Origin of the sequence: Aeromonas sp. ZOR0001 (assembly GCF_000801015.1) — a bacterium.
In the GTDB taxonomy this organism is placed as follows: domain Bacteria; phylum Pseudomonadota; class Gammaproteobacteria; order Enterobacterales; family Aeromonadaceae; genus Aeromonas; species Aeromonas veronii.
Map to the genome: position 1 here is coordinate 77,479 of NZ_JRJY01000033.1, position 26,557 is coordinate 104,035.

The window sequence follows — 26,557 nt, forward strand, 5'->3', positions numbered from 1 at the left end:
AGAGCATCAACAAGGACACATAAGAACAAAATGGCTGTTAAAAAAGCATTGGTGTTGAGTTGCCTGCTGGGTGCCAGTTTCCTGGCCCAGGCGGCCCCTGCCTCTTTTGTGGTGCAAGATATCCAGGTCGAAGGTCTGCAGCGGGTGACCCTGGGTGCCGCACTGTTGAACCTGCCGATCCGGGTCGGTGATACCGTCGATTCCGTGGCTCTGGCCAGCGCCATCAAAAAGCTCTATGCCTCGGGTAACTTCGAGGATGTTAAGGTTTACCGTGACGGCCAGGTGCTGCAAGTGATGGTCAAGGAGCGTCCAACCATCTCCAGCATTGAGTTTGCCGGCAACAAGGATATCAAAGAGGAGCAACTGACTCAGAGTCTGGAGTCCTCCGGTATCCGTGTGGGCGATCCGCTGGATCGCACCGTGCTCACCTCCCTCGAGAAGGGGCTGGAAGATTTCTACTATGGCGTGGGTAAATACTCCGCCAAGGTCAAGGCCATCGTCACCCCGTTGCCGCGCAACCGGGTCGACCTCAAGTTCACCTTCGTGGAAGGGGAAGCGGCCAAGATCCAGCAGATCAACATTGTCGGCAACAGCGTCTTCCCTGAAGAGAAGCTGATTGCCCAGCTCTCCCTGCGCGACGAAGTGCCCTGGTGGAACTTCACCGCCGATCAGCGCTATCAGAAGCAGAAACTGGCCGGTGATATCGAGACCCTGCGCTCCTACTACATGGACCGCGGCTATATCCGCTTCCAGCAGGAGTCTACCCAGGTCTCCATGACCCCCGACAAGAAGGGCGTCTACGTCACCCTCAACATCAAGGAAGGGGATCAGTACAAGGTCTCCGGCGTCCAGCTCAAGGGTGACCTGATCGATCGCGGTGGCGAGATGAAGGGATTGATCCCGATTGCTGCTGGCAGCACCTACTCCGCCAGTCAGGTGACTCATACCGAAGAGGTGCTCTCCAAGTTCCTCGGTCGTTACGGTTATGCCTATCCGAAAGTAGTCACCTTCCCGCAGATCAATGACAAGACCAAGGAAGTGGAGCTGATCGTCAACGTTGAACCGGGCCCCCGTGTCTATGTGCGCAATATCAACTTCAGCGGTAACGCCACCACCGAAGATCAGGTACTGCGTCGCGAGATGCGCCAGATGGAGGGCACCTGGCTCTCCTCCGACAACATCGAGCAGTCCAAGAGCCGTCTCAACCGCCTTGGCTACTTCGAGAGCGTCGAAGTGGACACCAAGCGGGTGCCGGGCAACGATGACCTGGTTGACCTCGACTTCAAGGTCAAGGAGCAGCCAGCAGGCTCCATCAACGCCGGTATCGGTTACGGTACCGAATCGGGTCTGAGCCTGCAGGCGGGGATCTCCCAGGACAACTTTATGGGTACCGGTAAAAAGGTCTCCATCAACGCCAGCACCAACGACTACTCCAAGAACGTTGACCTGAGCTACAACGACCCCTACTTCACCGTGGATGGTGTCAGCCTGGGTGGTCGGGTCTACTACAACCAGTTCCGCGCCGATGATGCCGATATCGTCGATTACGAGAACGAAACCATCGGTTTCCGTCTCTCCAGCGGCTTCCCGGTCAACGAGTTCAACCGTCTCGACTTCAGTACCGGTATTGAAAGCTCCAAGTTGAGTCGGCCGACCTTTAGTAACGACAAATTCCAAGAGTGCATCAGGGACAATCCACCAACGTCCAGTAATACTTATTGCTACGACCAGTGGAATGATAATCGTCAGTCAGTACAGATGGATCAGTTCTGGGATCTCTATGCCAAGGGTGAGGATAGTGTTGATTTCGTGACTGTTGATCTCACCGCTGGTTGGACCCGTTCAACCCTGAACAAGGGGATGTTTCCGAGCGCCGGTGAGCGTCAACGAGTGAACGCCAAGGTGACTGTGCCGGGCATGGAGCTGCAGTACTACAAGCTCTCCGCCGAAGATGCCCACTACTTCCCGCTCGATGCGGATCATAGCTGGGTGATGATCGGCAAGGGGCGCGTCTCCTACGGTAACGGCTATGGCGATAGCAGCATGCTGCCGTTCTTCGAAAACTACTATGCCGGTGGTTTCGATACGGTACGTGGCTTCAAGAGCAATACCATTGGTCCCAAGGCTATTTACGCGACCTATAAGCCGCCGGTCTGTGTTGGAACCTCTTGTCAAGCACCAGAACCTACTGGCAATTACGAAGGCTCGGATACTTCAGTCGGTGGTAATGCCTTGGCGGTTGCCTCCTTCGAGCTGGTCTTCCCGACCCCGTTCGTTTCCGAGACCTACCGTCCGCAGATCCGTACCACCGCATTTATTGATGCAGGTACCGTCTGGAGCACTGATTTTGCCAACAGTGCTTATACCTGCGATCCCAGCGGTAATGCCAACTGTAGCTATGTGAGTCAAGACTACTCCAGTCCGGGCAATATCCGGGTCTCTGCCGGTGTCTCCCTGCAGTGGCTCTCGCCGATGGGCCCGCTGGTGTTTGCCCTGGCCAAGCCGATCAAAAAATACGAAGGGGATCGCACCGAGTTCTTCTCCTTCAACATCGGTCGTACTTTCTAAGCAGAGTTTCGCCCCCACCCATGAGGTGGGGGTCTTCAATGATGGGACGCGCGGTATGCGTGCCTCACTAGGTAACAAGACGGTCCTAACGCCGCTTGCATAATCGGGTAAATCAGGTAGCCCTCGCCATGAGGGAACAAGGAGTAAGTGTGAATAAAGCGTTGAAAGTAGCCGGTTTGAGCTTTGCACTGATGGCTGCCGGCATGGGTTCTGCCTTCGCTGAGACCAAGATCGCCGTGGTTGATATGGGCGAAGTCTTCCAAAAGCTGCCCCAGCGTGAAGCCGTTGCAGCCAAGCTGAAAGGTGAATTCGAGCCGCGTATGCGTGAGCTGCAGAAGCTGGAACAGGAAGGCCAGAAGCTGGTCGAGAAGTTCCGCAAGGATGAAGCCTTCATGAGCGCCGAGCAGAAGAAGCAGAACCAGGAGAAGCTGGCCAAGCTGCAGATGGAGTTCAACCAGAAGCGTCAAGCCTTTGAGCAGGACAACGGTCGCCGTCAGTCCGAAGAGCGCAACAAGATCCTGACCAAGGTGCAGGCTGCCATCGATTCCATCGCCAAGAGCAATGGTTACGATCTGGTGCTGGAGCGCAATGCCGCCCCGTATGCCGCCAGCAAGCTGGACATCTCCGGCCAGGTTATTTCTCAGGTAAGCAAGAGCAACTAATTGATGGCATTCACTCTCGCACAGCTGGCCCAGCAACTGGGGGCCCAGGTCCATGGCGACGGAACCCTGGAAATCCGCAAGGTAGCGACACTGGAAAAGGCCGGGGAGGGGGATATCACCTTCCTGTCCAACAAAAAGTACCGGCACTATCTGGAGCAGAGCAAGGCGACCGCCGTGCTCATTACAGAAGCGGATCTGCCATTTTGTCCCACCAATGCCCTGGTGCTCAAAGACCCCTATGTGGGCTTTGCCCGGGTAGCCCAACTGCTGGACACTACCCCGCAGCCGGCCACGGATATTCATCCGAGCGCCGTTATCGCGGCTGACGTGCAACTGGGCGAGAGAGTGGCCATCGGCGCCAATGCAGTGATCGAATCCGGCGTCGTGCTGGGTGACGATGTACGCATTGGCCCGGGCTGTTTTGTTGGCAAAAATACCCGGCTGGGAGCCCGCTCCCGGCTGTGGGCCAACGTCACCCTCTATCACAATGTGACCATGGGTACCGACTGTCTGGTTCAATCCGGCACAGTGATCGGCGCCGATGGTTTCGGTTATGCCAACGAGCGTGGCGAGTGGATCAAGATCCCCCAGCTCGGCGGTGTGACCATTGGCAACCGGGTCGAGATCGGTGCCTGTACCACCATTGACCGCGGTGCGCTGGAAGATACCCGCATCGCTGACAACGTCATCATCGACAACCAGTGCCAGATCGCCCACAACGTCGAGATCGGCTACGGCACCGCCGTGGCGGGCTCTACCGTGATGGCTGGTAGTCTCAAGGTCGGCAAATACTGTATCATTGGCGGCGCTTCCGTCTTTAACGGGCATATGGAGATCTGCGACCAGGCCACCGTTACCGGTATGGCCATGGTGATGCGACCCATTACCGAGCCCGGTGTCTACTCTTCCGGCATCCCTCTGCAAACCAATAAAGAGTGGCGCAAGACCGCCGCCCGGGTGATGCGTATCGAAGAGATGCACAAGCGGTTAAGCAAGCTTGAGAAGAAGCTGGATCAAGAATAATCACGATTGGTATAGGGTACTGTTTTGACTACTGAAAAGAAGAGCCTGGGTATCCAGGAAATCATGGATCTGCTGCCCCACCGTTATCCGTTTCTGATGGTGGATCGTGTAGACGACTACGAGATCAGCGATGAGCGCAAAACCCTGCGTGCCATCAAGAACGTCTCGTTCAACGAGCCGATCTTCCAGGGGCACTTCCCGGCCAAGCCGGTGTTCCCGGGCGTTCTGATCCTGGAAGCGATGGCACAGGCCACCGGTATCCTGGCCTTTACCATGGTGGGCAAGCCGTCTCCCAACGAACTCTACTATTTTGCCTCTATCGACAACGCTCGCTTCAAGCGCCCGGTCGGCCCCGGTGACCAACTGGTGCTCGACGTGGAGTTCCTGAAAGAGCGTCGCGGTATTGCCAAGTTCACCGGTGTCGCTACCGTCGACGGTGAAGTGGTCTGTACCGCCGAGCTGATGTGCGCCAAACGCGAGGTTTAACACACGTGATCGACCAGACTGCCATCATTCACGATACTGCCATCGTCCATGAGTCTGCCCTGATCGGTAAAGGGGTTGAAATCGGCCCCTTTTCTGTCATCGGCGCCGAGGTGGAAATCGGTGACAACACCTGGGTAGGTTCCCATGTGGTGATCAAGGGCCCGACCAAGATTGGTCGCGGCAACAAGATCTTCCAGCACACCTCCATCGGTGAGGATTGCCAGGACAAGAAGTACGCCGGTGAGCGCACCTTCCTCGAGATTGGCGACAACAACGTCATTCGCGAGAACTGCACCTTCCACCGTGGCACCATTCAGGATCAGAGCCTGACCAAGGTGGGCAGCGGTAACCTGTTCATGGTCAACGTTCACGTTGCCCACGACTGCATCATCGGTGACAACTGCATCTTCGCCAACAACGCGACCCTGGCGGGCCACGTGGTGATCGGTGACTTCGTGATCTTCGGTGGTCTCTCCGCCATTCACCAGTTCGGCCGAGTTGGCTCCCACGCTTTCGTCGGTGGCTGCGCCGCCCTGAACAAAGACGTGCCGCCTTACGTGATGGCCGCCGGCAACTACGCCAAGCCATTCGGGGTCAACTCCGAAGGTCTGCGTCGCCGCGGTTTCAGCGCCGAGGCGATCTCCGCCGTCAAGCGTGCCTACAAAGAGATCTTCCGCTCCGGCAAGACCATCGAAGAGGTGCTGCCGGTGCTGATCGAGATGGCGCAAGCCGAACCGGCCGTCCAGCTCTATGTGGACTTCCTCAAAGACAACGAGCGCGGGATCATCCGTGCCTGATCCGGTTCGTATCGGTATCGTCGCCGGAGAGGTCTCCGGCGACATTCTGGCTGCCGGTCTGGTGCGCGAGCTGCAAGCCCGCTACCCGGATGCGCAGTTCGAAGGGATCGCCGGGCCGCGGATGCAGGCCCTCGGCGTCAAGGCGCTGTTCGAGATGGAAGAGCTCTCCGTCATGGGGATTACCGAGGTGCTTGGCCGTCTGCCGCGCATCCTCAAGGTTCGTCGCGAACTGTTGCGCCACTTTATTGCCAATCCGCCCGATATCTTTATCGGCGTGGATGCACCGGATTTCAATATCGGAGTGGAGCTGAAACTGCGCCGCGCCGGTATCAAGACGGTTCACTATGTCAGCCCCTCGGTGTGGGCCTGGCGCCAGAACCGCATTCACAAGATCAAGGCCGCTACCGACATGGTGCTCGCCTTCCTGCCATTCGAGAAAGCCTTCTACGACCGCTTCGACGCCCCTTGCCGTTTTGTCGGTCACACCATGGCGGATGATATTCCGTTGGTGCCGGATCAGGCTGCCGTGCGTCGCAATCTCGGTATCGATGCCAATCGCCGCTGGCTGGCGGTGCTACCGGGCAGCCGTACCGCAGAAGTGGGCTTTATGTCCCCCCTGTTTCTCGAAGCGTGCAAACACCTGACGGTGCGCTATCCGGATCTCGGCTTCATCGTGCCGCTGGTCAACCAGAAACGGCGTGAGCAGTTTATGGCCATCAAGGCCGAGGTAGCACCGGGTCTCGACATGGTGCTGTTGGAAGGGCAGGGCCGCGAGGCGATGATCGCCGCTGACGTGGTGATGCTGGCCTCCGGCACCGCGGCGCTCGAAGCCATGCTGGTGAAAAAGCCGATGGTGGTGGGCTACAAGCTCAAGCCCTTCAGCTACTGGCTGGCCCAGCGATTGGTGAAGACCGAATTTGTCTCTCTGCCCAACCTGCTCGCCGGTCGCATGCTGGTGCCGGAACTCATCCAGCACGAGTGCACCCCGGAGAATCTGGTGGAAGAGGTGAGCAAGTACTTCGAGCACGACAACAGTGCGCTGGTCAACACCTTCACCGAGCTGCACCAGCTGATCCGCTGCAATGCCGACTCGCAGGCCGCCGATGCGGTGGCGGATCTGCTCGGCAGATAACGCTATTTCGGACCGTCGATTGCGCCGCGCAGCCCGTTAATCCGTTTTCCGAGCGGTGATGCCGCGCCAGTCGACCCCTGTCAGGCCCCACGGGGCCTGTTTTGATTCAAGGCTACAAGATGATGATCGATATTCCTGACGACAAGCTGGTTGCCGGTGTGGACGAAGTGGGTCGTGGCCCCTTGGTGGGTGACGTGGTCACCGCTGCTGTCATTCTCGATCCCGCCAATCCCATTGTCGGTCTGGCTGACTCCAAGAAGCTCTCCGAGAAGAAGCGCCTCGCCCTGTTTGACGAGATCCAAGAGAAGGCGCTCGCCTGGGCCATTGGTCGCGCCACTCCGGAGGAGATCGACGAGCTCAACATCCTGCATGCCACCATGCTGGCGATGCAGCGCGCCGTGGCGGGGTTGAAGGTCACCCCCGAGCTGGTCTTTATCGATGGCAACCGCTGTCCGGCGCTGCCGATGGAAGCGCGTGCCGTGGTCAAGGGCGATAGCCTGGTGGCCGCCATCAGCGCCGCTTCGATCCTCGCCAAGGTGACCCGCGACGGCGAGATGACCGAGCTGGACAGCCGTCATCCCGAGTATGGTTTTGCCCGCCACAAGGGTTACCCTACGCCTGAGCACCTCGCCATTCTGGCCGAGCGTGGCCCGTTGCCCGAATATCGCAAGAGCTTCAAACCGGTGCGCCGCGCACTGGGGATCGAGTAGACCATGCCATTTAGTTTGAGCAGCGAGAGGAGATGACGATGGCTGACCCCCGTTTTATCCACCTGCGAGTCCACTCCGACTTCTCAATGGTCGATGGCCTGCAGAAGATCAACCCCATCGTCGGGGCGGCGGCGGCCAACAACATGCCGGCGCTGGCGCTGACCGATCAGATGAACATGTGCGGTCTGGTGCGCTTCTATGGCGCCGCCCACGGCAAGGGGATCAAACCCATCGTCGGTGCCGACTTCTGGGTGCAGAGCGATGAGCTCGGCGACGAGCAGTTCCGCCTCACCCTGCTGGCCATGGATAACGACGGCTACCAGAACATCACCCTGCTTATTTCCCGCGGTTACCAGCGCGGCCACGTACAGGGGCGGCCGGTCATCGACAAGAGCTGGCTCGCCGAACACGCCAAGGGGGTGATCGTCCTCTCCGGTGGCCGCGAGGGGGATGTGGGCAAGTTCCTGCTCAAGGGCAACCGGCAGATGACCGAGCAGTGTGTCGCCTTCTATCAGACCCATTTCCCCGATGCCTACTACCTCGAACTGCTGCGTACCGGTCGACCCGACGAAGAGGTCTACCTGCACATGGCGGTGGCCATCGCCACCGAGTTCGAGCTGCCTGTGGTCGCCACCAACGAGGTGGTGTTCCTCAACGCCGATGACTTCGACGCCCACGAGATCCGGGTTGCCATCCACGATGGCTATACCTTGATGGACAAACGCCGCCCCCGTCGCTATAGCCCCCAGCAGTACCTGCGCAGCCAGGAGGAGATGGCGGAGCTGTTTGCCGACATTCCCGAGGCGCTGGAAAACACGGTGGAGATCGCCAAGCGCTGCAACGTGACGGTGCGTCTTGGCGAGTACTTCCTGCCCAACTTCCCGACCGGCGACATGACCACAGAAGATTTTCTGGTGGCCAAGTCGAAAGAGGGTCTGGAGGAGCGTCTCGAGTTCCTGTTCCCGGATCCGCAAGTGCGGGCCGAGCGTCGTCCCGAGTATGACGAGCGTCTCGACATCGAGCTGAAAGTGATCAACCAGATGGGCTTCCCGGGTTACTTCCTCATCGTGATGGAGTTTATCCAGTGGTCCAAGGACAACGGCATTCCCGTTGGCCCGGGCCGGGGCTCGGGGGCGGGTTCTCTGGTGGCCTACGCCCTCAAGATCACTGACCTCGACCCGCTGGAATTTGACCTGCTGTTCGAACGTTTCCTGAACCCCGAGCGGGTATCCATGCCCGACTTCGACGTCGACTTCTGCATGGACCGGCGCGACGAGGTGATCGAGCACGTCTCCGACATGTATGGTCGGGATGCGGTCTCCCAGATCATCACCTTCGGTAGCATGGCGGCCAAGGCAGTAGTGCGGGACGTGGGCCGGGTGCTGGGCCACGCTTACGGCTTTGTGGATCGTATCTCCAAGCTGATCCCGCCGGATCCGGGCATGACGCTTGCCAAGGCATTCGAGGCCGAGCCCAAGCTGCCCGAGCTCTACGAGCAGGATGAGGAGGTCAAAGACCTCATCGACATGGCTCGTCGTCTCGAAGGGGTGGTGCGCAACGCTGGTAAACACGCCGGTGGCGTGGTGATCGCACCCACCAAGATCACCGACTTTGCGCCGCTCTACTGCGATGATGAGGGCCATCACCCGGTCACCCAGTTTGACAAGAACGATGTGGAATACGCCGGTCTGGTGAAGTTCGACTTCCTGGGTCTGCGCACTCTCACCATCATCGACTGGGCGCTAGGTATGATAAACCCGCGTCTTGCCAAAGAGGGCAAGCCGCCGGTGGATATCGCCGCCATCCCCATCGATGACAAGAAGTCGTTCGACCTGCTGCAGCGCTACGAGACCACGGCGGTATTCCAGCTGGAATCTCGCGGTATGAAGGATCTCATCAAGCGGCTGCGTCCCGACTGCTTCGAAGACATGATCGCACTGGTGGCCCTGTTCCGACCGGGCCCGCTCCAGTCAGGCATGGTGGATAACTTCATCGACCGCAAACACGGTAATGAAGCGATCTCCTATCCGGACGAGAAGTGGCAGCATGAGAGCCTGAAACCGATTCTGGAACCGACCTACGGCATCATCCTCTATCAGGAGCAGGTGATGCAGATCGCCCAGACCCTGGCGGGCTACACGCTCGGTGGCGCAGACATGCTGCGCCGGGCGATGGGTAAGAAAAAGCCCGAGGAGATGGCCAAGCAGCGGGCCGGTTTCGAGGAGGGCGCCGTCAAGAATGGCGTCGACGGCGAACTGGCGATGAAGATCTTCGATCTGGTGGAGAAGTTTGCGGGCTACGGCTTCAACAAATCCCACTCCGCCGCCTATGCGCTGGTCTCCTACCAGACCCTCTGGCTCAAGACCCACTTCCCGGCCGAGTTCATGGCGGCGGTGATGACCGCCGATATGGACAACACCGACAAGATCGTGACCCTGGTGGATGAGTGTCAGCGGATGGGGCTCACCGTGATTCCGCCGGATGTGAACACCGGCCGCTATCGCTTCTCGGTCAACGAAGATGGCCATATCGTCTACGGGATCGGGGCGGTGAAAGGGGTCGGTGAAGGCCCCATCGATGCGATCTTGAGCGCCCGGGATCAGGACGGCCCGTTCCGCGATCTGTTCGACTTCTGCAACCGGGTCGACATCAAGAAGCTCAACAAGCGGGTGATGGAGAAGCTGATCCTTTCCGGCGCCATGGATCGGCTCGGCCCCCACCGCGCCGCCCTGATGGCAACGCTGGAGGAGGCGATGCGTGCCGCCGAGCAGCACGCCAAGGCGCAGGCGGTGGGGCAGGTCGACATGTTCGGCGTGCTCACCGAAGAGATTGACGACGTCAAGAAGGCGTTTGCCAACGTGCCGCACTGGCCTGACAAGGTGTGGCTGGAAGGGGAGCGCGAGACCCTCGGGCTCTATCTCACCGGTCACCCCATCAACCAGTACAGCAGCGAATTGCGTCGTTATACCTCGGGTCGCCTGTGCGATCTGCATCCCACCTCCCGCGATACCGTGACCACGGCGGCGGGGCTGGTGATTGCGGCCCGCAGCATGGTGACCAAGCGTGGCAACAAGATGGGGATCTTCACCCTGGACGACCGTTCCGGTCGCCTCGATGTGACCCTGTTCAGTGAAGCGCTGGAAAAATATGAAGAATTGATGCAAAAAGACCGCATTTTGGTGGTTTCTGGACAGGTCAGCTTTGATGACTTCTCCGGTGGCCTTAAAATGTCTGCTCGAGAATTACTGGATATCAACGATGCGAGGGAGCGTTTTGCCAGAGCAATCCGCATCTCCCTCGATGAACAGCGGATTGATGATCGCTTTTTCCCGCGTTTGTGCGAGATTTTGGAGCCCGCCCGTGCCGGAGTCTGTCCGGTTCAGGTAAACTATCGTCGCCCCGGCTCCCGGGTGCGATTGACGCTCGGTACCGAGTGGCGGGTGACGCCCACCGATCAACTGATAGATGACTTGCGAGTCCTGCTTGGACGAGAGCGGGTTGAATTGGTTTTTGATTAGAGGTTCTAAGGCCCTATGAGTCTTTTTCTGGATTTTGAACAGCCGATTGCCGAGTTGCAGGCGCAGATTGATGAACTCAAACATGTGAGTGAAGGCAATCACGCCGTGGATCTGAAAGACGAGATCCGCCGGCTGGAGAAGAAAAACGAAGAGCTGACCAAGAAGATCTTCGGTGATCTGGGTGCCTGGCAGGTATCCCAGATGGCGCGTCATCCCCAGCGCCCCTACACCTTTGACTATATCGAGCATATCTTCACCGATTTCGACGAGTTGGCTGGCGATCGCGCCTATGCCGATGACAAGGCTATCGTCGGCGGCATCGCCCGTCTCGACGGTGAGCCGGTGATGGTGATTGGTCACCAGAAGGGTCGCGAGACCAAAGAGAAAATCAAGCGCAACTTCGGCATGCCGCGTCCGGAAGGATACCGCAAGGCCCTGCGTCTGATGGAGATGGCCGAGCGCTTCAAGATGCCGATCATCACCTTTATCGACACCCCGGGCGCTTACCCTGGCGTCGGTGCCGAAGAGCGTGGCCAGTCAGAGGCGATTGCCCGCAACCTGAAAGTGATGGCCGGTCTGACCGTGCCGGTGGTCTGCACCGTGATCGGTGAGGGTGGTTCAGGTGGTGCGCTGGCAATCGGCGTGGGTGACCGCGTCAACATGCTGCAGTACTCCACCTACTCCGTCATCTCGCCGGAAGGGTGTGCCTCCATCCTGTGGAAGAGTGCTGACAAAGCTTCTGTGGCTGCCGAAGCGATGGGTATCACTGCCCAGCGTCTGAAAGAGCTCAAGCTGATCGACCACGTGATCGACGAGCCCCTCGGCGGTGCTCACCGCGATGTGGAGAAGATGGCCAAAAACCTCAAGGCCCGCATCAAGCAGGATCTGGACGCACTGCGTCCGCTCGATACCGAGCAACTGCTGGAGCAGCGTTACCAGCGTCTGCTGGGCTACGGCTACTGCTAAGCGCAGCCGTCAATCCCGAGTATTCAGGCCCCCGTCAGCGACGGGGGCTTTTTATTGCGGTTGATCTGCCATTCAGGTGAGTGCCCCAACACGCCCTGAAACGGCGCAGGTCTACATTCGTGGGTGTGGGGCAGGGTTGGTATGCCACGCTGTTGGTGATGACTATCATTAGCCTGCAGCATCGTTTGGCATTGCTGGCGGTGGCATGACAAGCCGCTTGATCATCCGATTGCGGCATAAAAAGCGCCCCGGCTGTGCGGAGCGCTTTTACAGGTGTCTGGCGGTATTACAGTTCAATCTCGTCTGTAAGACCTTCATAGGCGATATCGATGGATTGCAGCTCCTTCTGCAGGCGATGTTTGTCTTTCAACGCCTCGATTTCACGCCATTTACGTTTTTTTCCCGTTGTCCCGCGGCTACGCGAACCGAGTTCAACCACCTCGTCATAATCGAAGTTGAACATTTCCATGGCTCCCTCCTTGGTTTTTATCGTTTTCACCACCCGTATAACATAACGAATCTGAAATTAAAACGTTTTCGTGACGACTCTATGACAGCGCTAAAAAAGCCCATGAAAAAAAACCGGGCCCCTTGGTGGGGGCCCGGTTTTTATCAGAAAAAAGAACCGATTACAGGCGGCTTGCCAGCATGGTTTCCAGCTTGCCCTGGTCGATGGCGAACATGCGGATGCCTTCGCCCAGCTTCTCGTGAGCCATGGCATCCTGGTTCAGTTCCCAGCGGAATTCGGTTTCGGTCATCGGAGTCGGTTTGGCCTTGCGCTCACCGGTGTAGTCCAGTTTGCGTACCACGGCGCCTTCGGTCTTGCTCAGCTCTTCCAGCAGGGCCGGGCCAATGGTCAGGCGGTCGCAACCGGCCAGTTCCAGGATCTCGCCGGTGTTGCGGAAGCTGGCGCCCATCACCACGGTCGGGTAGTCGTGCTGCTTGTAGTAGTTGTAGATGGAGGTGACGGAGACCACGCCCGGATCTTCGCTGGCGGTGTAATCACGGCCATTTTTGGCCTTGTACCAGTCGAGGATACGACCCACGAACGGGGAGATCAGGAAGGCACCGGCTTCGGCACAGGCACGGGCCTGGGCGAAGGAGAACAGCAGGGTCAGGTTGCACTGGATACCCTCTTTCTCCAGAACCTCGGCGGCACGGATCCCTTCCCAGGTGGAGGCCAGCTTGATCAGAATGCGGTCGTTGCTGATACCCGCTTCGTTGTAAAGACGGATCAGCTTGCGGGCCTTGGCGATGCTGGCTTCGGTATCGAAGGAGAGACGGGCATCCACTTCGGTAGAGATACGGCCCGGAACGATCTTCAGCACTTCCAGACCGATGTTGACGACCAGCTTGTCGCCCGCGTCGATGATTTGCTGTGCCTTGTCCTGGCTCTGGGCTTTGGCCCACTTGATGGCGTCTTCGATCAGCGGAGCGTACTCGGGGATCTCGGAGGCCTTCAAAACCAGAGAGGGGTTGGTGGTGGCATCGATGGGCTGATAGCGTTTGATGGCTTCGATATCACCGGTGTCGGCAACAACAGTGGTCAGGGCTTTCAGCTGGGTTAATTTATCGGCCATAGCGAATATCATCTCTTAATGAGGGAGTAATCCCTGGGTTGCGGGCTTGAGACGGTGGTTCTGAAATAAAATTACAGGATCTTGGTGCCTCAGGCTCAGAAAAGCGCGATGGGGGCGGCCCATCGTCATTGCCTGCCTAATTAATACTGATGTGCTGCATCCTGCAATAGGGACGCTTGGTTGTTAAACATTCAGGCTGTTGAGTTATCCCGTTTTATGGCTTGAAACTATATGATTAGTAAGGTTTTTTACATTTCATTCCGACCTCGCTCCGGTTTGCTTTCAGCTGAACTTTTTTAGCCAATATCCATATTTGTGTCGTCGATCACATAAATTATCTCGCTACGTACTTGAAATTTAATTACAGCGAAAACGTTTGGCGAAATGTCTCCGTTTGAAAGCCATTTCATGCAAGCGTTTGCGTTTTCGCATAGCTCATCAGGGATATATCAAAAAGGTTCTCTTATGGGGCTTAATGGTGGCCTGTCTGATTGAATTATTGAGTTTGTTGAAATTTGCGATTTAAATGGAGCTTTATGGGCTTTTACCGTTCGTTTTTTGTGTCTCGCGTGACCGGGATCACTATTCCGGGCTCTCCCGCTGTGCTAGATTCCGCCCCTTTAGCGAAACGCTAATTAAACGACAGACAGAAAACGGTCAGCGCAGACTGGCCATGGATGTGAATAACAACGAGAGAATTATGGACACCTTGATTGCGATGCTAAACGACCTGATGTGGGGAGCCGTGCTCATCTACCTGCTCATCGGGGTCGGTATCTTTTTCACCTTCCGCCTGGGTTTTATCCAGATCCGTCACTTTGGCCACATGTTTTCCGTGCTGAAAAACAGCCGTAAATCGGACAACGCAGGCATCTCCTCCTTCCAGGCCCTCTGTACCAGCCTTGCCGCCCGTGTCGGCACCGGCAACCTGGCCGGTGTGGCTGTCGCCATCTATCTGGGTGGCCCCGGCGCCATCTTCTGGATGTGGCTGATTGCCTTTATCGGCATGGCGACCGCCTTCGTTGAAAGCACCCTGGCCCAGCTCTACAAGGTCAAGGATGAGGATGGCAACTACCGTGGTGGCCCGGCCTACTACATGGAGAAAGGCCTTGGCATGCGCTGGATGGGGGTGGTGTTTTCGCTCTGCCTGATCCTGGCATTTGGCCTGGTGTTCAACGCGGTGCAGGCCAACTCCATCAGTCTGGCGATGAAGGTGGCGTTTGGCATTCCTGACTGGGTCAGCGGTCTGGCGCTGGTGGCGCTCTCCGGCCTGATTATCTTCGGCGGCATTCGTGGCATTGCCCGTTTTGCCGAGCTGGTGGTGCCCTTTATGGCACTGGCTTATATCCTGCTGGCGCTGGTGATCGTGGCGATGAACATCACCGAGTTGCCTCATGTCTTCATGCTGATCATCAAGTCCGCCTTCGGGATTGAGCAGGCAGGCTCGGGTGCGCTGGGTTATGCCATCTCCCAGGCGATGATCAACGGTATCAAGCGCGGTCTCTTCTCTAACGAAGCGGGGATGGGCTCTGCGCCCAACGCTGCGGCGACTGCCACTCCCTATCCGCCGCACCCGGCCTCCCAGGGTTATGTGCAGATGCTGGGGGTCTTTATGGACACCATCGTCATCTGCAGCTGTACCGCCGCCATCATCCTGATGTCCGGTCAGTTTGAGCCGGGCTCCGGCGTGACCGGTGTCGAGCTGACCCAGCGGGCGCTCTCCTCCCAGATTGGCAGCGGTGGCAACATCTTCATTGCTGCGGCCATCTTCTTCTTCGCCTTCACCTCTATCGTGGCGAACTACTCCTATGCCGAGACCAATCTGGTGTTCCTCGAGCACAACCACAAGGGTGGCCTGATGCTGTTCCGGGTGTTCGTGCTGGGGATGGTTATGTTCGGTGCCGTGGGTGAGTTGCCGATCGTGTGGGCGATGGCGGATGTCTCCATGGGACTGATGGCCATCGTCAACCTGGTGGCTATCCTGCTGCTCTCCAGCGTTGCCATCAAGCTGGCCAAGGATTACAACGACCAGCTCCGGCTGGGCAAGGTGCCCACCTTCGATGCCAACAAATACCCCGAGATCCGTTCCCAGCTGGAAGAGGGGATCTGGGACAATCCGACCAAAAAGTAACAAGCGGTGAGTCAGACCTCTTGATTAAAACCTGAAGGGGGAGCCGGTGGCTCCCCCTTCTTTTATGAGCCGCTCTTCGGCGGCTGATCCCAGCGCTGGGCGAGCTGTCTGACACGCCGTCGTAACTGGCGCCCGCAGCGCCCTTGTTGCCGTTCGCTGAGGGGGGCATAACGCCAGAGTCGATAGAGCCACGCACTCTTTAGCAGGGCGTGGGCAAGGTCGGGACGCTGCCGTGCCAGCCGCTCGCACCATGTCCCCATGCTTTCGGCGGGCTGGGGTAGGTAACCACTGCGTTTGCCCCGTTTGAGCAAGGGCTGCCAGATGCGCCGCTCTGGCGGCAGGCGGGCGGGCAACAGCAGGGGCAGGCTCACCAGCAGGGCGACCAGCATCAGGCTGGCGAGGATCAACCAGGGTGTATGACTCGCCAGTGCAGGCCAGCGCAGGCCAATTTGCTGCCAGAGCTGGCCCGCATCGTAACCAATCACCCAGCGACTCCACTGGTAGTCGATATTGTTGCCCCACCAGCGCAGCTGATTGAGCAGAGCCCAGTTGCGATAACGCTGCAAAGCGAGGGGGTCGGCAGCGGTAAACTCGTCGCTCAGCGCTTCCCTCACGCCGCCTTCAATACGCTCCGGCGCCACCGCAGCCGTGGGGTCGATTCGCCGCCATGATCCCCCTTCATCGAGATACTCCACCCAAGCATGAGCATCGAACTGGTGTACCGCAAGATAGTTGCCCGTGGGATTCCACTCGCCGCCGAGATAACCGGTGACCAGCCGTGCCGGAATACCGGCAGCGCGCAGTACGAAAGCGGTCGCCATGGCGTAGTGGCCGCAAAAGCCGCGTCGGGTATCGAACAGGAACTCATCCACCCCGTCACGGCCAAGCCGTGGCGGGGTCAGAGTGTAGTAATAGGATTGGCTGCGAAACTGCGCGAGCAGGGCGGCGACCAGCGCTGCGCGTTCTGGATAGCGTGCCGCAAGCTCTTGGCCATAGGCGCGCGCTCTCGGGTTGCCTCTGGCTGGCAGTTGCAGGTTGCGCTGGGCGGCTTGGTGGTCGTCCTCGATCTGTGCTTCGCCGCGGCCAATCCGATAGCGGATCGCCACCTCGCCGCTCCCCTGTCGATAGAGGGTGTCTAGAGGGGTTAGCAGCACCGGGCCCGCCAGCAGACGCGGTTCACTCAGGGCAAAGGCCCAGCGGTGGCGCTGGGGCTCGGCGATCACCTCGTAGCTCCCGGCGGGTAACGGACTATCTGCCAGTTGAGTGTTGGCCTGTGAAGAGGATGCCAGAAGGGTCAGCCCGGTCTGCACCGGCACTGTCCGTTGCCACGCCCTGACCTCGGGGCTCAGCAACCAGCGCTGGCCATCGAAAACTTCTTGGCGCATCACCGGAAAGTAGCGCTCGCGGACAGGGGGCGGGCCATCGGCAAAAGTGACCCGAAACGCCAGTTCGGAGGAGTTGACCAGTTCGCTGATATCGCCGGGGGCCAGCTCTTCCGAAAGCCCCGACAGGGCGCGGCTGGTGGTGGGCATCTGCCAGAGGGGGGGGAGCCTCGGCAGCAGCAAAAAAAGAGTGATAAGCAGGGGAAGCGCCAGCAGCAGAGCGCCGCCCGCACTGCGCCAAGGCCGTTTCTGCTCGGGGGCGATGGCGGCCACCAGCGCGGTCACTGCCAGCCAGAGTGCTACTGTCATTCCGGCCGTCCAGCCGATGCTCTGTCGCTGCACCAGCGCCAGTGCGATCAGAAAGAAGGCGAGCAGCAGCACCAGCTCGATATCCCGTTCGCGCTGAACCTCGATCATCTTGAGGCTATAGCCGAGCCAGAGCAGATTGATAAGGGCAGGCAGGGTGCCCAATGTGCGCCACTGCAACCCCAGTAACAGCACAGTGGTGATGGCCAGCAGCGCCAACCAGCGGGCAGGCAGGGGCGGCCAGCCGCGCCACAGCATCATGGCCCGGACGCCGAGGGTGGTGGTGCCTACTGCCACTACCCAGAGCTGCAACTGGGGCCAGAGCGCCGCGACCAGCAGCAGCTGTTGCAGGGCGATGAGTGGTAGCAGGCGGCGGTTATCGAGCAGCATCTGGCGTGCTCTTCGGCGGTGTTGCATCGAATTGGGCCAGTGCCAGCAGGCAGCGCTGCACAAAGGCGGCGCCGCTATCGGGTCCCAGCGTCTGGTTTGTCAGTGTCAGGGTGAAGGGGATGCCCCGCTTGCCGTAATCGACGCACCACCAGGCCAGCACCGCCAGCCGCTGCTCCAGATCCCCACCCGCGACCCGCTGCAAGGTGAGGTGAGTGTCATCCTGCTGCGGTTCATTGAACTGCTTGGTCAGCAGGCCGCGCCCCTGGGCAAGTTGCTTCCAGGCGACCCGGCTCAGTGGTTCACCGGCCTGATGTGTCCGCAGGGTATCGAAGTCACCGAGAGTAGCTGGCGCTGGCTGGCCCTGATGCCCCTCGCTTTCGGTCGCATGTTCCCCTCTTAGCGCCCCGAACGCGAGTTTGGGGGCGAGCCAGCCCTCCAACTGCAAGTCCAGCAGGGACCAGCAGCGAAACAGACCGAGGGGGTAGCGGCTCTCGACCCGCAATCGACCAAGGAGCAGTGGCCCGCGGTGCGAGCCCGATACTGGCAGGATAACTGAGCTGGGCACAGCGTCGGCCTGTGCGAGCCAGAGAATCCCTTCGTTGAGGCTAAAACGCAGTGCCTGCACCGGGCGCGGGCTCTGCACCAAGATACGGATAGGAAGCTGGCTACCCGCTTCCCCCAGTACCAGCGGGCCTCCCAGTAGCTCCAGCCCCAGCAGGTTGCGGTGGGTGAGCCACATGGCTGCCATAAACAGGCTGCCGAGGCAGTAGGCCACCAGCAGTACCAGATTGTTCTGGTAGTTGGTGCCTAGCAGATAGATGGCGAGCAGCACCAGCAGATAGAGCAGCCCCATGCGGGTGGGGAGGATAAAGAGGCTGCGGGTACCCAGCGTGATCTGGCGGGCCGGGGGAATGCGGCGGTCGAGCCAGCGCCGCTGCCAGCGGGCTCGCCACTGCTGCCAACGGTTTAGCAATTTGCTCATCAGGGATTGTCCGGATCGACCCAGGCCAGCAATCGCTGGCTAAGGGGACAGGCTTCGCCGTGCTGTACGCCAAAGCTGCCCCGCAGCCGATGCTCGGCCACATAGGGGAAGACTGCCTGCACATCCTCCACCGTGACGAAGCGCCGCCCCGTCACCAGCGCCCAGGCCCGGCTCACCGCCAGCAAGGTCTGGGCTGCCCGGGGGGAGAGGGGCTGTGGCAGATCCCCATCAAAGCGGCTCTGGTGCACCAGTGCCAGCAGGTAGTCGAGGGTGGCATCGGAAACATGGATGGCATCCCCTTCGCTTTGCAAGGTGGCGAGTCCGGCAGCATCCAGCATGGCGGGCAACGGGCCAGTCGGCTGGTGGCCGCGTAGCAGCTGGCGCTCCGCCTCACGTGGCGGAAAACCCAAAGAGAGTCGCACGGCGAAGCGATCGAGCTGGGATTCCGGCAGTGGATAGGTGCCCGCCTGATCCGCCGGATTCTGGGTGGCGATGACGAAAAACGGATCGGGGAGGGGATGCGTATTCCCCTCAATGCTCACCTTGCCCTCGGCCATCGCCTCCAGCAGGGCGCTCTGTACTTTGGGGCTGGCGCGGTTGATCTCGTCCGCCAGCAGTACCTGGGTGAAGATGGGGCCGGGGTGAAAGCGAAATGTTTGTTGCTGGGGGTCAAAAATCTGCAGCCCCAGCAGGTCGGCGGGGAGCAGATCGGCGGTGAACTGCATCCGCCTGCATGCCAGCCCCAGCACCTGCGCCAGCGCGTGGGCCAGGGTGGTTTTGCCCATACCGGGCAGATCCTCGATCAGCAGATGACCGCGTGCCAGCAGGGTCACCAGCGCGATTTTCAGTTGCAGCGGCTTGCCCAGAATGACTTGCTCCAGTGCTTCCAGCAGCCCGGCAATCTGCTCTTCTCTCTTCATTCCCTTCATACACATTCCCTGTATTGCGTCGCACCTACAGCTTATACGCCCGCAAGGGCGAAGGCGGATAACAGACGGGCGGTGACCCGGTTTATTACGGCCTCTGGTCGATTCAATATGGCCGCTTAGGCACGCAACTTAATAGAATATTTCCTGATTGGAATGTACCGATCGCCATCTCTTCACTAGGTGAGGGCGCTGGGCGCCCATATAGTTGCCCCCATTGCGACGCGCTGCGTTGCTACCTTTGTCACCACCTTGGCGCCGCCACTGTTCGCCTGTCGCTGTGATCTGGCAGGCATCGGCACGCCAATCTGTTATGGAGCGTTCATGCCTGTATTCCTGTTGTGCACTTGTCTGATGATCATTCTCTATCCGGTCGGGATCGATCTCTATCTGGTCGCCGTGCCCCAGATTGCCGATACCCTGCAGGCGAGCGAGGCGCAGATCCACACCGCCTTCTCTATCTATCTGTTCGGTATGGCCGCCACCGTGCTGCTGGGCGGGATGATTGCCGATCGCTTCGGGCGGCGCTGGGTGGTGCTCGGGGGGGCGCTGATCTTTGTCCTCGCCTCGCTGGTGGCAGGCAATGCGGAGGGGATTGGCCAGTTCTATTTCGGCCGTTTCTGGCAGGGAGTCGGGGCGGGGGCGCTCTATATCATGACCTTTACCGTGCTGCGGGATTTGCTGAGTCAGGAGCGGCTGGCGATGGCACTTTCAATGATTAACGGGATCATCTGCGTGATCCCGGTGCTGGCGCCGGTGCTCGGTTACCTCATCCTGTCCCATTTTGACTGGCGCGGGATCTTCATGGCGATGGCGCTGGTGGCGGCCGTCAGCGGTCTGGTGAACTTGCTTCTGCTCAAAGAGACCCGCCCGGCTCGGCAACCGGGTAGTGGTGCTGCGCTGCCATTTGCCCTGCTGCGCTCCCCGCGCTTTATGTTGCTCTCCCTGCTGACCAGTGCCAGCGTGACCTCTATTTTGGTCTATGTCAGCGTCTCACCGCTGATCCTGATGAAGGAGTTTGGTTTCACCACAGAGCAGTACTCCATCGTGATGATGGTGATGGCCGGGGTGAGCATGTCCACCTCCTTCCTGACGCCGCTGTTGCTGCGCTGGCTTGGCAAGCACAAGGTGCTGGCGGTATCCCATCTGGCTTATCTGCTGGCTGCGTGTTTTCTACTCGGGTGCTGGCAGTTGGGGGGCAATATCCATCTGCTGTTACCGGGATTTGCGTTGGTCTGTGTCGGCTTCTCCTGTGGCTTCGGAGTGGCGATGGGGGAGGCGCTCGATGGTTGTCAGCACAATGTGGCGTTTGCCAGCGCCGTGCTCTGCATCATGCAGATCAGCCTCTCCGGCCTCTATATCTGGCTGCTGGGCCAACTTGGCTTTACTCCGTCCGAGATGCTGATCTATGCCCTGATGCTGGCTCTGCTCAGTTACCTGGCTGTCAAAGGGCTGTTACCATGGCTCGCGGTCCGTGAAGCGCGGTCGCAGGGCTGATGGAAGATGAGAGGGGATATGCGCAATCTGGGTGAACTCGATTTGAACCTGCTGGTGGTGTTCAAGTACCTGATGCAGGAGCGCAGTGTGGCAGGGGCGGCCAAAAAGCTCTGTGTCACTCCGTCGGCGGTAAGCAAGTCTTTGGCCAAATTGCGGGAGTGGTTTGACGATCCCCTGTTTGTGCGGGTGCGGCAGGGGTTGCAGCCCACCAACCTCTCCCTGACCCTGGAGGAGGAGCTGAAGGTCTGGTTCCAGCTCACCGACAGCATCACCTCGCTCAATAGCGAGGCGATCCCCGACGGTGCCCGCTTCACGCTGGTGATGGAGTCCCCTTTCTACATCAGCTTCCTGAGCGATCTGCCCATGACCATCTACCAGAAGTACCCCAACTCTGTGGTCAGGATGCTGGGGTGGGATCACCACTCCCTCAACGACATCGTCAACGGCGATGCGGATCTCGGCTTTTGTGCCCGCGAGACCCATGGCCGCTCTCGGGCCAAGATCAACCGCTTGCCCTACTACATCGATCACGAGGTGTTGTTCACCGATCGCCCGGTGGTGTTCCTGCGCAAGGATCACCCATTGCTCGGGCAGAAGTGGTCGCTGGAAAACTTTCTGGCCTGCCCCCAGATCAGCATGGTGTGGGAAGCGAACGATACCTGGGCTCTCGACAGTCTGCTGGAGGACGAGGGGCTGAAGCGGGAGGTGCCCATCATGGTCTCCAGCTTCGAGCAGGCGCTGCATATTGCCTCCCAGTCGAGCCACGAACTGATTGCGGTGGCCCCTTCCTACTGCGGTGGTTATGCCAGTCGGCATCACGGCAATCTGATCGCCATGCCGCTGCCGCTCCCCGAGAAGCTCTACACCCAGCTGGAGATCGCCTTCATCTTGCTGTGGCACAAGCGGCACAATCAGGATGCCAAGGTGATGTGGCTGCGCAACGAGATCCGGCGACTCTACAACGACGAATCGCCACGCTAATGTGAGCGTGACTGTGCCCATCGATCAGCCGGAGCCATCAGCTCCGGCTTTTTGTTGTCGCATCGCTCGGATGAGCGGGCTTTGGCACGACTTAAGTGCCGAGTTCGGGTTCAACTGTGTGCCATTCAACTCTCTTTATGCACAGATTGGCCTTGGTTTCACGTCTCGAGTGAAGCTCTTTTCACGAAAAAAATTCATGTGGTTTCATTAGAAAACTTCACTAATGGTCAATTTTAAAGTGTGATCGACCATTAAGTTCCTGTATTTGCAGTGATATAGCATGGCACACCTTGGAATGGCGGGGTTAGATAGCGCCTGCGTAGGTGACTGCCAGTAGAGCGCGGAGTGAGCCCACCCCACAGGTCGTCTGTGGCCGTATCATGCCCCGGCTATCTGGCCACCAGCCATGAGTGACGGAGCTGAGGGGAATAAGCATCAAGGTTGATAGACCGGCTTGAGTAAAGGGATGCAGCAAAGGTAGAACCCGGATCCGGTAACTGTACTGGGAGACGCCACTCACCATCCCCCGATAACCCGTAATTGAAACCGGCTAGATGAAAAACACCTTTCATCGAACGGGGCCCGTGCACCCGAAAATAGCCAGATTGGCAGGCTGACTGCGCTCCCCGTTATGGCAATGGCGGGCAAAAATAGTGCGGCAGCCACCACCAGATTAATAAAAATAAATCTCAGCAAAGGCAGGTTGATATGCGTCCAGCAACAGCACCGACCGGGTTGTTACAACAACCCAAACCCTTTTTCATGATATTTTTCGTCGAACTCTGGGAGCGCTTCGGTTATTACGGCGTGCAGGGGATCCTGGCGGTTTTCTTTGTGCAGCAACTGGGTTTTTCCCAAGAGCAATCCTTTATTACCTTCGGTGCCTTCTCGGCGTTGGTATATGGTCTGATCTCGGTCGGTGGCTATGTCGGTGACCATGTACTCGGGACCAAGCGCACCATGGTGCTGGGGGCCGTAGTGCTGGTGATAGGCTACTTTATGACCGGTCTGTCGATCTACAATCCCGACCTGATTTTCTATGCGCTGGGCACCATTGCAGTCGGTAACTGTCTGTTCAAGGCCAATCCGGCCAGCCTGCTGTCAAAATGCTACCAGCCAAAAGATCCGCGGCTGGATGGGGCTTTTACCCTGTTCTATATGTCGATCAATATCGGCTCCCTTATTTCCCTCTCGCTCGCTCCGGTGATTGCCGATCACTACGGCTATACCGTGACCTATAACCTGTGCGGGGTGGGGCTGATTATTGCGCTGCTCACCTTCTTTGCCTGCCGCAATATGGTCAAGGATATTGGCTCCGCGCCGGATTACCTGCCACTTAATTACAGCAAGCTGCTGCTGGTTATATTGGGCTCGGTAGCCATGGTCTTCTTCTGCGCCTGGCTGATGCACCACGTGGTGATCGCCAACATGGTATTGATGACGGTAACCATCGCCGTGGTGATATTCTTCTTCCGCGAGGCGTGCAGGCTCGACACTGTGGGCCGCAACAAGATGTATGTGGCCTTCGTGCTGATGCTGGAGGCGGTGCTCTTCTATGTGCTGTATGCCCAGATGCCGACGTCTCTGAACTTCTTTGCCATCAACAACATGCACCACGAAATGCTGGGCATGAGCGTCAACCCCATCAGCTTCCAGGCGCTCAACCCCTTCTGGGTGGTGGTGGGTAGCCCGGTACTCGCGATGATCTATACCCGGATGGGCAGCAAGGGGCGGGATCTCACCATGCCGCTCAAGTTCACCCTCGGGATGTTCTTCTGCTCGCTGGGCTTTCTGACGGCGGCGGCATCCGGCTGGTGGTTTGCCGATGAGCAGGGGCTGACCTCCCCCTGGTTTATGGTGCTTATCTACCTGTTCCAGAGTCTGGGCGAGCTGATGATCAGTGCCCTGGGACTGGCGATGGTCGCCGCGCTGGTGCCACAACGCCTGATGGGCTTCATTCTCGGAATGTGGTTCCTGACTCAAGCGATGGCGTCCCTGCTGGGTGGCTATGTGGCGACTTTTACCGCCGTGCCGCAAGGGATGACGGATCCGCTGCAAACTTTGCCCATTTACTCCGGCGTATTTGGCAAGATCGGGATGGTGACCCTGCTGATTGCGGTAGTGATGGGGCTGATGGTGCCCTGGCTGAACCGGATGATGAATGCGACGCCGACAGAGGTCGAAGGGCTGGTCGCGGGTCAATCACAGGCGTAATGAGGGGAGGATAGTGCGAGACAAGGCAAGGGTTGCGACCCTTGCCTTGCTGTGGATGGCTTAGTTGTACTGCTCTTCCATCCAGGCTTCGACGATCAGCTGCGCCGATACCCCGTCCACACTGCCTTTCTCCAGCGCGCGATAGCCGCCTCGCTCAAACAGCCGGGCGCGGGCATCTGTGGTGGTGAGTCGCTCATCCTTGAACTCCACCGGCTTGCCGAAACGGCCATGCAACCGGTTGCCGAATTTGCGGGCCCGTACCGTGATCTCCTGATCGGTGCCATCCATGTTCAGCGGCAGACCGACCACCAGCAGATCCGGTTGCCACTCCTTGAGCAGCTTCTCAATCTCGTCCCAGTTGGGGATGCCGTCGTTGGCCTTGAGGGCGCGCAGAGGCTGGGCTGTGCCAGTCAGCTCCTGACCGATGGCGACGCCAATGCTCTTGGTGCCATAGTCAAAGCCCATGATGCTGCGTGATGACATAACTGATAAATCCTCGAAATAGAGAGCGGAGCGGGCCAGCCGATCAGCTGTGGCCGATATCGCTGGAGAGGTGAACCGGGTTCACCCCTATGCTGGCGGCAGCTTGCTGCCAACGTTTGTGAATGGGGGTCTTGAACACCAGAGCCGGATTGGGGGGGATCACCAGCCAGGCGCCATCCACCAGCTCCTGCTCCAGCTGCCCGGCGCTCCAGCCGGCATAGCCAAGGGCCACCAGCCAATGGGCAGGAGCCTCGCTCGTACCCAGGGTTTCCAGAATATCTTTGGAGGTGGTCACCATCATCTCATCCCCCACCTGCAGGGTGGAGTTGAAACCGGGGCGGAAGCTGTGCAGCACGAAGCCGCGATCGGCGTGAACCGGCCCCCCTTGCAGTACCGGCTGCTTGAGTTCCGGGTTGTTGGGCGGATTGAGCTGGAGCTGGGTCAGCATGGTTTCCAGCGACATCTCGACCGGAATGTTGACGACCAGTCCCATGGCGCCCTCTTCGTTGTGCTCGCACAGATAGACCAGCGAGCGTTCGAAATAGGGATCTGTCAGGCTTGGCATGGCAAGCAGGAAGTGATTTTGCAGTGTTTGCATAGAGGCCAAATAGTGCAAAGGTATTTGAGGTCAATTATGGCAGTTGATCCCCATGGGAAAAACCGCTTTTTGGGCAGGGCGAGATCCCGCCCCTTTCCGGATTGCCTTGAAACAGAGAGGGTGGCGCTGGGCCACCCTCTCTGTTTTCGGGCTTGTCGGGGGCGGGTAACCCCTGAACAGGCCGGTTTAGCCTGCCTGGCGATTATTTGCCCAGCCGGCGCTCGATGGCATCCATCAGCATGCCGGTAATGTGCACGTCGAAGGCTGCTTCAATCTCGCGAATGCAGGTCGGGCTGGTGACGTTAATCTCGGTCAGCCGATCGCCGATGATGTCGAGGCCGACGAAGATAAGCCCCTTCTCTTTCAACGTCGGGCCCACCGCGCGGGCGATGGCCCAGTCGGATTCGCTCAGGGGACGCGCCTCGCCACGGCCACCGGCTGCCAGATTGCCACGGGTCTCGCCTTGCGCCGGAATGCGGGCGAGGCAGTAGGGAACCGGTTCACCGTCCACCACCAGTACCCGCTTGTCGCCATCCTTGATGGCGGGCAGATAGGTCTGCGCCATGCAGTACTGGCTGCCGTGGGCGGTCAGGGTCTCGATGATCACGCCGACGTTGGCGTCATCTTCCTTCATGCGGAAGATGGAGGCGCCGCCCATGCCGTCCAGCGGCTTGAGGATCACGTCTTTGTGTTTCGCGTGGAAGGCGCGCAGCTTGTCGGCGCGGCGGGTCACCAGCGTGGTCGGGGTGTGCTCGGCAAACCAGGCGGTGTAGAGCTTCTCGTTGGCGTCGCGCAGGCTCTGCGGCTTGTTGACGATAAGGCAACCCTCATCCTCGGCCCGCTCCAGCATGTAGGTGGCGTAGATAAATTCGGTGTCGAACGGCGGATCCTTGCGCATCAGGATCACATCGAGGTTGGAGAGGGGCTGATCCACCACCTCGCCCAGCGTGTACCAGTCGGCATAGTCATATTTGACGGTGAGCGGGCGCATGGTGCCAAAGGCGCGACCGGCTTCCATGTAGAGATCCTTCATCTCCAGATAGAAGAGCTCATAGCCGCGCTTTTGCGCCTCTTCGAGCATGGCAAAGCTGGAATCTTTCTTGATGTTGATGGCCGAGATGGGGTCCATCACGATGCCGAGTTTAATGGTCATCCGAATATCCTTCTTGTGGCTCGATTGCGAGTGAGATTCTTAAAACCTGTTCAAAGTCTGTCGCGAGAGGTC

The 26,557-nt window shown here is 59.0% G+C and carries 21 protein-coding genes; 13 read left to right on the forward strand and 8 right to left on the reverse strand.

The genetic code is table 11. The annotated features are described in order from the left end of the window. The first annotated feature begins 30 nt into the window (after positions 1–30). From bamA to accA, 9 genes are all read left to right on the forward strand, one after another. Positions 31–2,568, forward strand: a complete 2,538-nt coding sequence (bamA, locus tag L972_RS03580) for an outer membrane protein assembly factor BamA (RefSeq protein ID WP_047435627.1) — start codon at positions 31–33, stop codon at positions 2,566–2,568. A gap of 149 nt (positions 2,569–2,717) precedes the next feature. Beyond that, positions 2,718–3,230: an OmpH family outer membrane protein gene (locus L972_RS03585; RefSeq protein ID WP_005338563.1), complete on the forward strand. Its 513-nt coding sequence runs from the start codon at positions 2,718–2,720 to the stop codon at positions 3,228–3,230. A 3-nt stretch (positions 3,231–3,233) separates the two neighbouring features. After that, positions 3,234–4,253 (forward strand): UDP-3-O-(3-hydroxymyristoyl)glucosamine N-acyltransferase, encoded by a 1,020-nt coding sequence (gene lpxD, locus L972_RS03590; RefSeq protein WP_005338561.1) that lies wholly within the window; start codon positions 3,234–3,236, stop codon positions 4,251–4,253. Positions 4,254–4,277: 24 nt separating this feature from the next. Then, on the forward strand, positions 4,278–4,739 hold the full coding sequence (gene fabZ, locus L972_RS03595) for a 3-hydroxyacyl-ACP dehydratase FabZ (protein WP_005338559.1): 462 nt from the start codon (positions 4,278–4,280) through the stop codon (positions 4,737–4,739). Between the two features lie 5 nt (positions 4,740–4,744). Further along, a complete protein-coding gene (gene lpxA, locus L972_RS03600; RefSeq protein ID WP_081990683.1) occupies positions 4,745–5,536 on the forward strand; it encodes an acyl-ACP--UDP-N-acetylglucosamine O-acyltransferase in 792 nt (263 codons plus the stop codon). Then, the gene (lpxB, locus tag L972_RS03605; RefSeq protein ID WP_040098041.1) at positions 5,529–6,668 is read left to right on the forward strand and encodes a lipid-A-disaccharide synthase; all 1,140 of its coding nucleotides are present in this window, start codon (positions 5,529–5,531) and stop codon (positions 6,666–6,668) included. Before lpxA ends, lpxB begins: the two co-directional genes overlap by 8 nt. Positions 6,669–6,787: 119 nt before the next feature. Next, positions 6,788–7,378, forward strand: a complete 591-nt coding sequence (rnhB, locus tag L972_RS03610) for a ribonuclease HII (RefSeq protein ID WP_136501479.1) — start codon at positions 6,788–6,790, stop codon at positions 7,376–7,378. A 38-nt stretch (positions 7,379–7,416) separates the two neighbouring features. Further along, on the forward strand, positions 7,417–10,896 hold the full coding sequence (gene dnaE / locus L972_RS03615) for a DNA polymerase III subunit alpha (protein ID WP_042081101.1): 3,480 nt from the start codon (positions 7,417–7,419) through the stop codon (positions 10,894–10,896). A 15-nt stretch (positions 10,897–10,911) separates the two neighbouring features. After that, positions 10,912–11,862 (forward strand): acetyl-CoA carboxylase carboxyl transferase subunit alpha, encoded by a 951-nt coding sequence (gene accA / locus L972_RS03620; RefSeq protein ID WP_005338549.1) that lies wholly within the window; start codon positions 10,912–10,914, stop codon positions 11,860–11,862. 286 nt (positions 11,863–12,148) lie between these two features. Here accA and L972_RS03625 read toward each other — a convergent pair whose 3' ends face one another. Together L972_RS03625 and tal are read right to left on the reverse strand one after the other, a co-directional pair. After that, a complete protein-coding gene (locus L972_RS03625; RefSeq protein WP_005338547.1) occupies positions 12,149–12,331 on the reverse strand; it encodes a DUF3545 family protein in 183 nt (60 codons plus the stop codon). Between the two features lie 160 nt (positions 12,332–12,491). Further along, entirely contained in the window at positions 12,492–13,442 is a 951-nt protein-coding gene (tal, locus tag L972_RS03630) for a transaldolase (RefSeq protein WP_047435632.1), read from the reverse strand. A 700-nt stretch (positions 13,443–14,142) separates the two neighbouring features. On the opposite strand from tal, the gene L972_RS03635 reads away from it, so the two are divergent. Beyond that, a complete protein-coding gene (locus L972_RS03635) occupies positions 14,143–15,573 on the forward strand; it encodes an alanine/glycine:cation symporter family protein (protein ID WP_013724018.1) in 1,431 nt (476 codons plus the stop codon). A 62-nt stretch (positions 15,574–15,635) separates the two neighbouring features. Here the strand turns inward: L972_RS03635 and L972_RS03640 are convergent, their stop codons facing one another. From L972_RS03640 to L972_RS03650, 3 genes are read right to left on the reverse strand one after another with little or no spacing between them, the layout of a single operon-like run. Next, positions 15,636–17,651 (reverse strand): transglutaminase family protein, encoded by a 2,016-nt coding sequence (locus L972_RS03640; protein WP_047435635.1) that lies wholly within the window; start codon positions 17,649–17,651, stop codon positions 15,636–15,638. Further along, entirely contained in the window at positions 17,638–18,633 is a 996-nt protein-coding gene (locus L972_RS03645) for a DUF58 domain-containing protein (protein WP_047435638.1), read from the reverse strand. Before L972_RS03645 ends, L972_RS03640 begins: the two co-directional genes overlap by 14 nt. After that, complete coding sequence (locus L972_RS03650; RefSeq protein ID WP_407060759.1) at positions 18,633–19,562, reverse strand: AAA family ATPase; 930 nt, start codon at positions 19,560–19,562, stop codon at positions 18,633–18,635. Before L972_RS03650 ends, L972_RS03645 begins: the two co-directional genes overlap by 1 nt. Positions 19,563–19,883: 321 nt before the next feature. Between L972_RS03650 and L972_RS03655 the strand changes: the two genes are divergently transcribed. From L972_RS03655 to dtpB, 3 genes are all read left to right on the forward strand, one after another. Then, positions 19,884–21,056: an MFS transporter gene (locus L972_RS03655; RefSeq protein ID WP_047435641.1), complete on the forward strand. Its 1,173-nt coding sequence runs from the start codon at positions 19,884–19,886 to the stop codon at positions 21,054–21,056. An 18-nt stretch (positions 21,057–21,074) separates the two neighbouring features. Then, positions 21,075–22,037, forward strand: coding sequence for an HTH-type transcriptional regulator YidZ (gene yidZ / locus L972_RS03660; protein WP_047435643.1), 963 nt, complete (start codon positions 21,075–21,077; stop codon positions 22,035–22,037). Positions 22,038–22,745: 708 nt separating this feature from the next. Next, positions 22,746–24,251 (forward strand): dipeptide/tripeptide permease DtpB, encoded by a 1,506-nt coding sequence (gene dtpB / locus L972_RS03665; RefSeq protein WP_047435646.1) that lies wholly within the window; start codon positions 22,746–22,748, stop codon positions 24,249–24,251. 60 nt (positions 24,252–24,311) lie between these two features. Here dtpB and ruvX read toward each other — a convergent pair whose 3' ends face one another. The 3 genes from ruvX to gshB all read right to left on the reverse strand — a co-directional run bounded on the left by ruvX (position 24,312) and on the right by gshB (position 26,485). After that, positions 24,312–24,734, reverse strand: coding sequence for a Holliday junction resolvase RuvX (gene ruvX / locus L972_RS03670; protein WP_005343821.1), 423 nt, complete (start codon positions 24,732–24,734; stop codon positions 24,312–24,314). A gap of 43 nt (positions 24,735–24,777) precedes the next feature. Beyond that, complete coding sequence (locus L972_RS03675) at positions 24,778–25,332, reverse strand: YqgE/AlgH family protein (protein WP_005349793.1); 555 nt, start codon at positions 25,330–25,332, stop codon at positions 24,778–24,780. A gap of 202 nt (positions 25,333–25,534) precedes the next feature. Then, positions 25,535–26,485 carry a glutathione synthase gene (gshB, locus tag L972_RS03680; protein ID WP_047435649.1) on the reverse strand — a complete coding sequence of 317 codons (951 nt, stop codon included), beginning with the start codon at positions 26,483–26,485 and terminating at the stop codon, positions 25,535–25,537. Between the last annotated feature and the right edge of the window lie 72 nt (positions 26,486–26,557).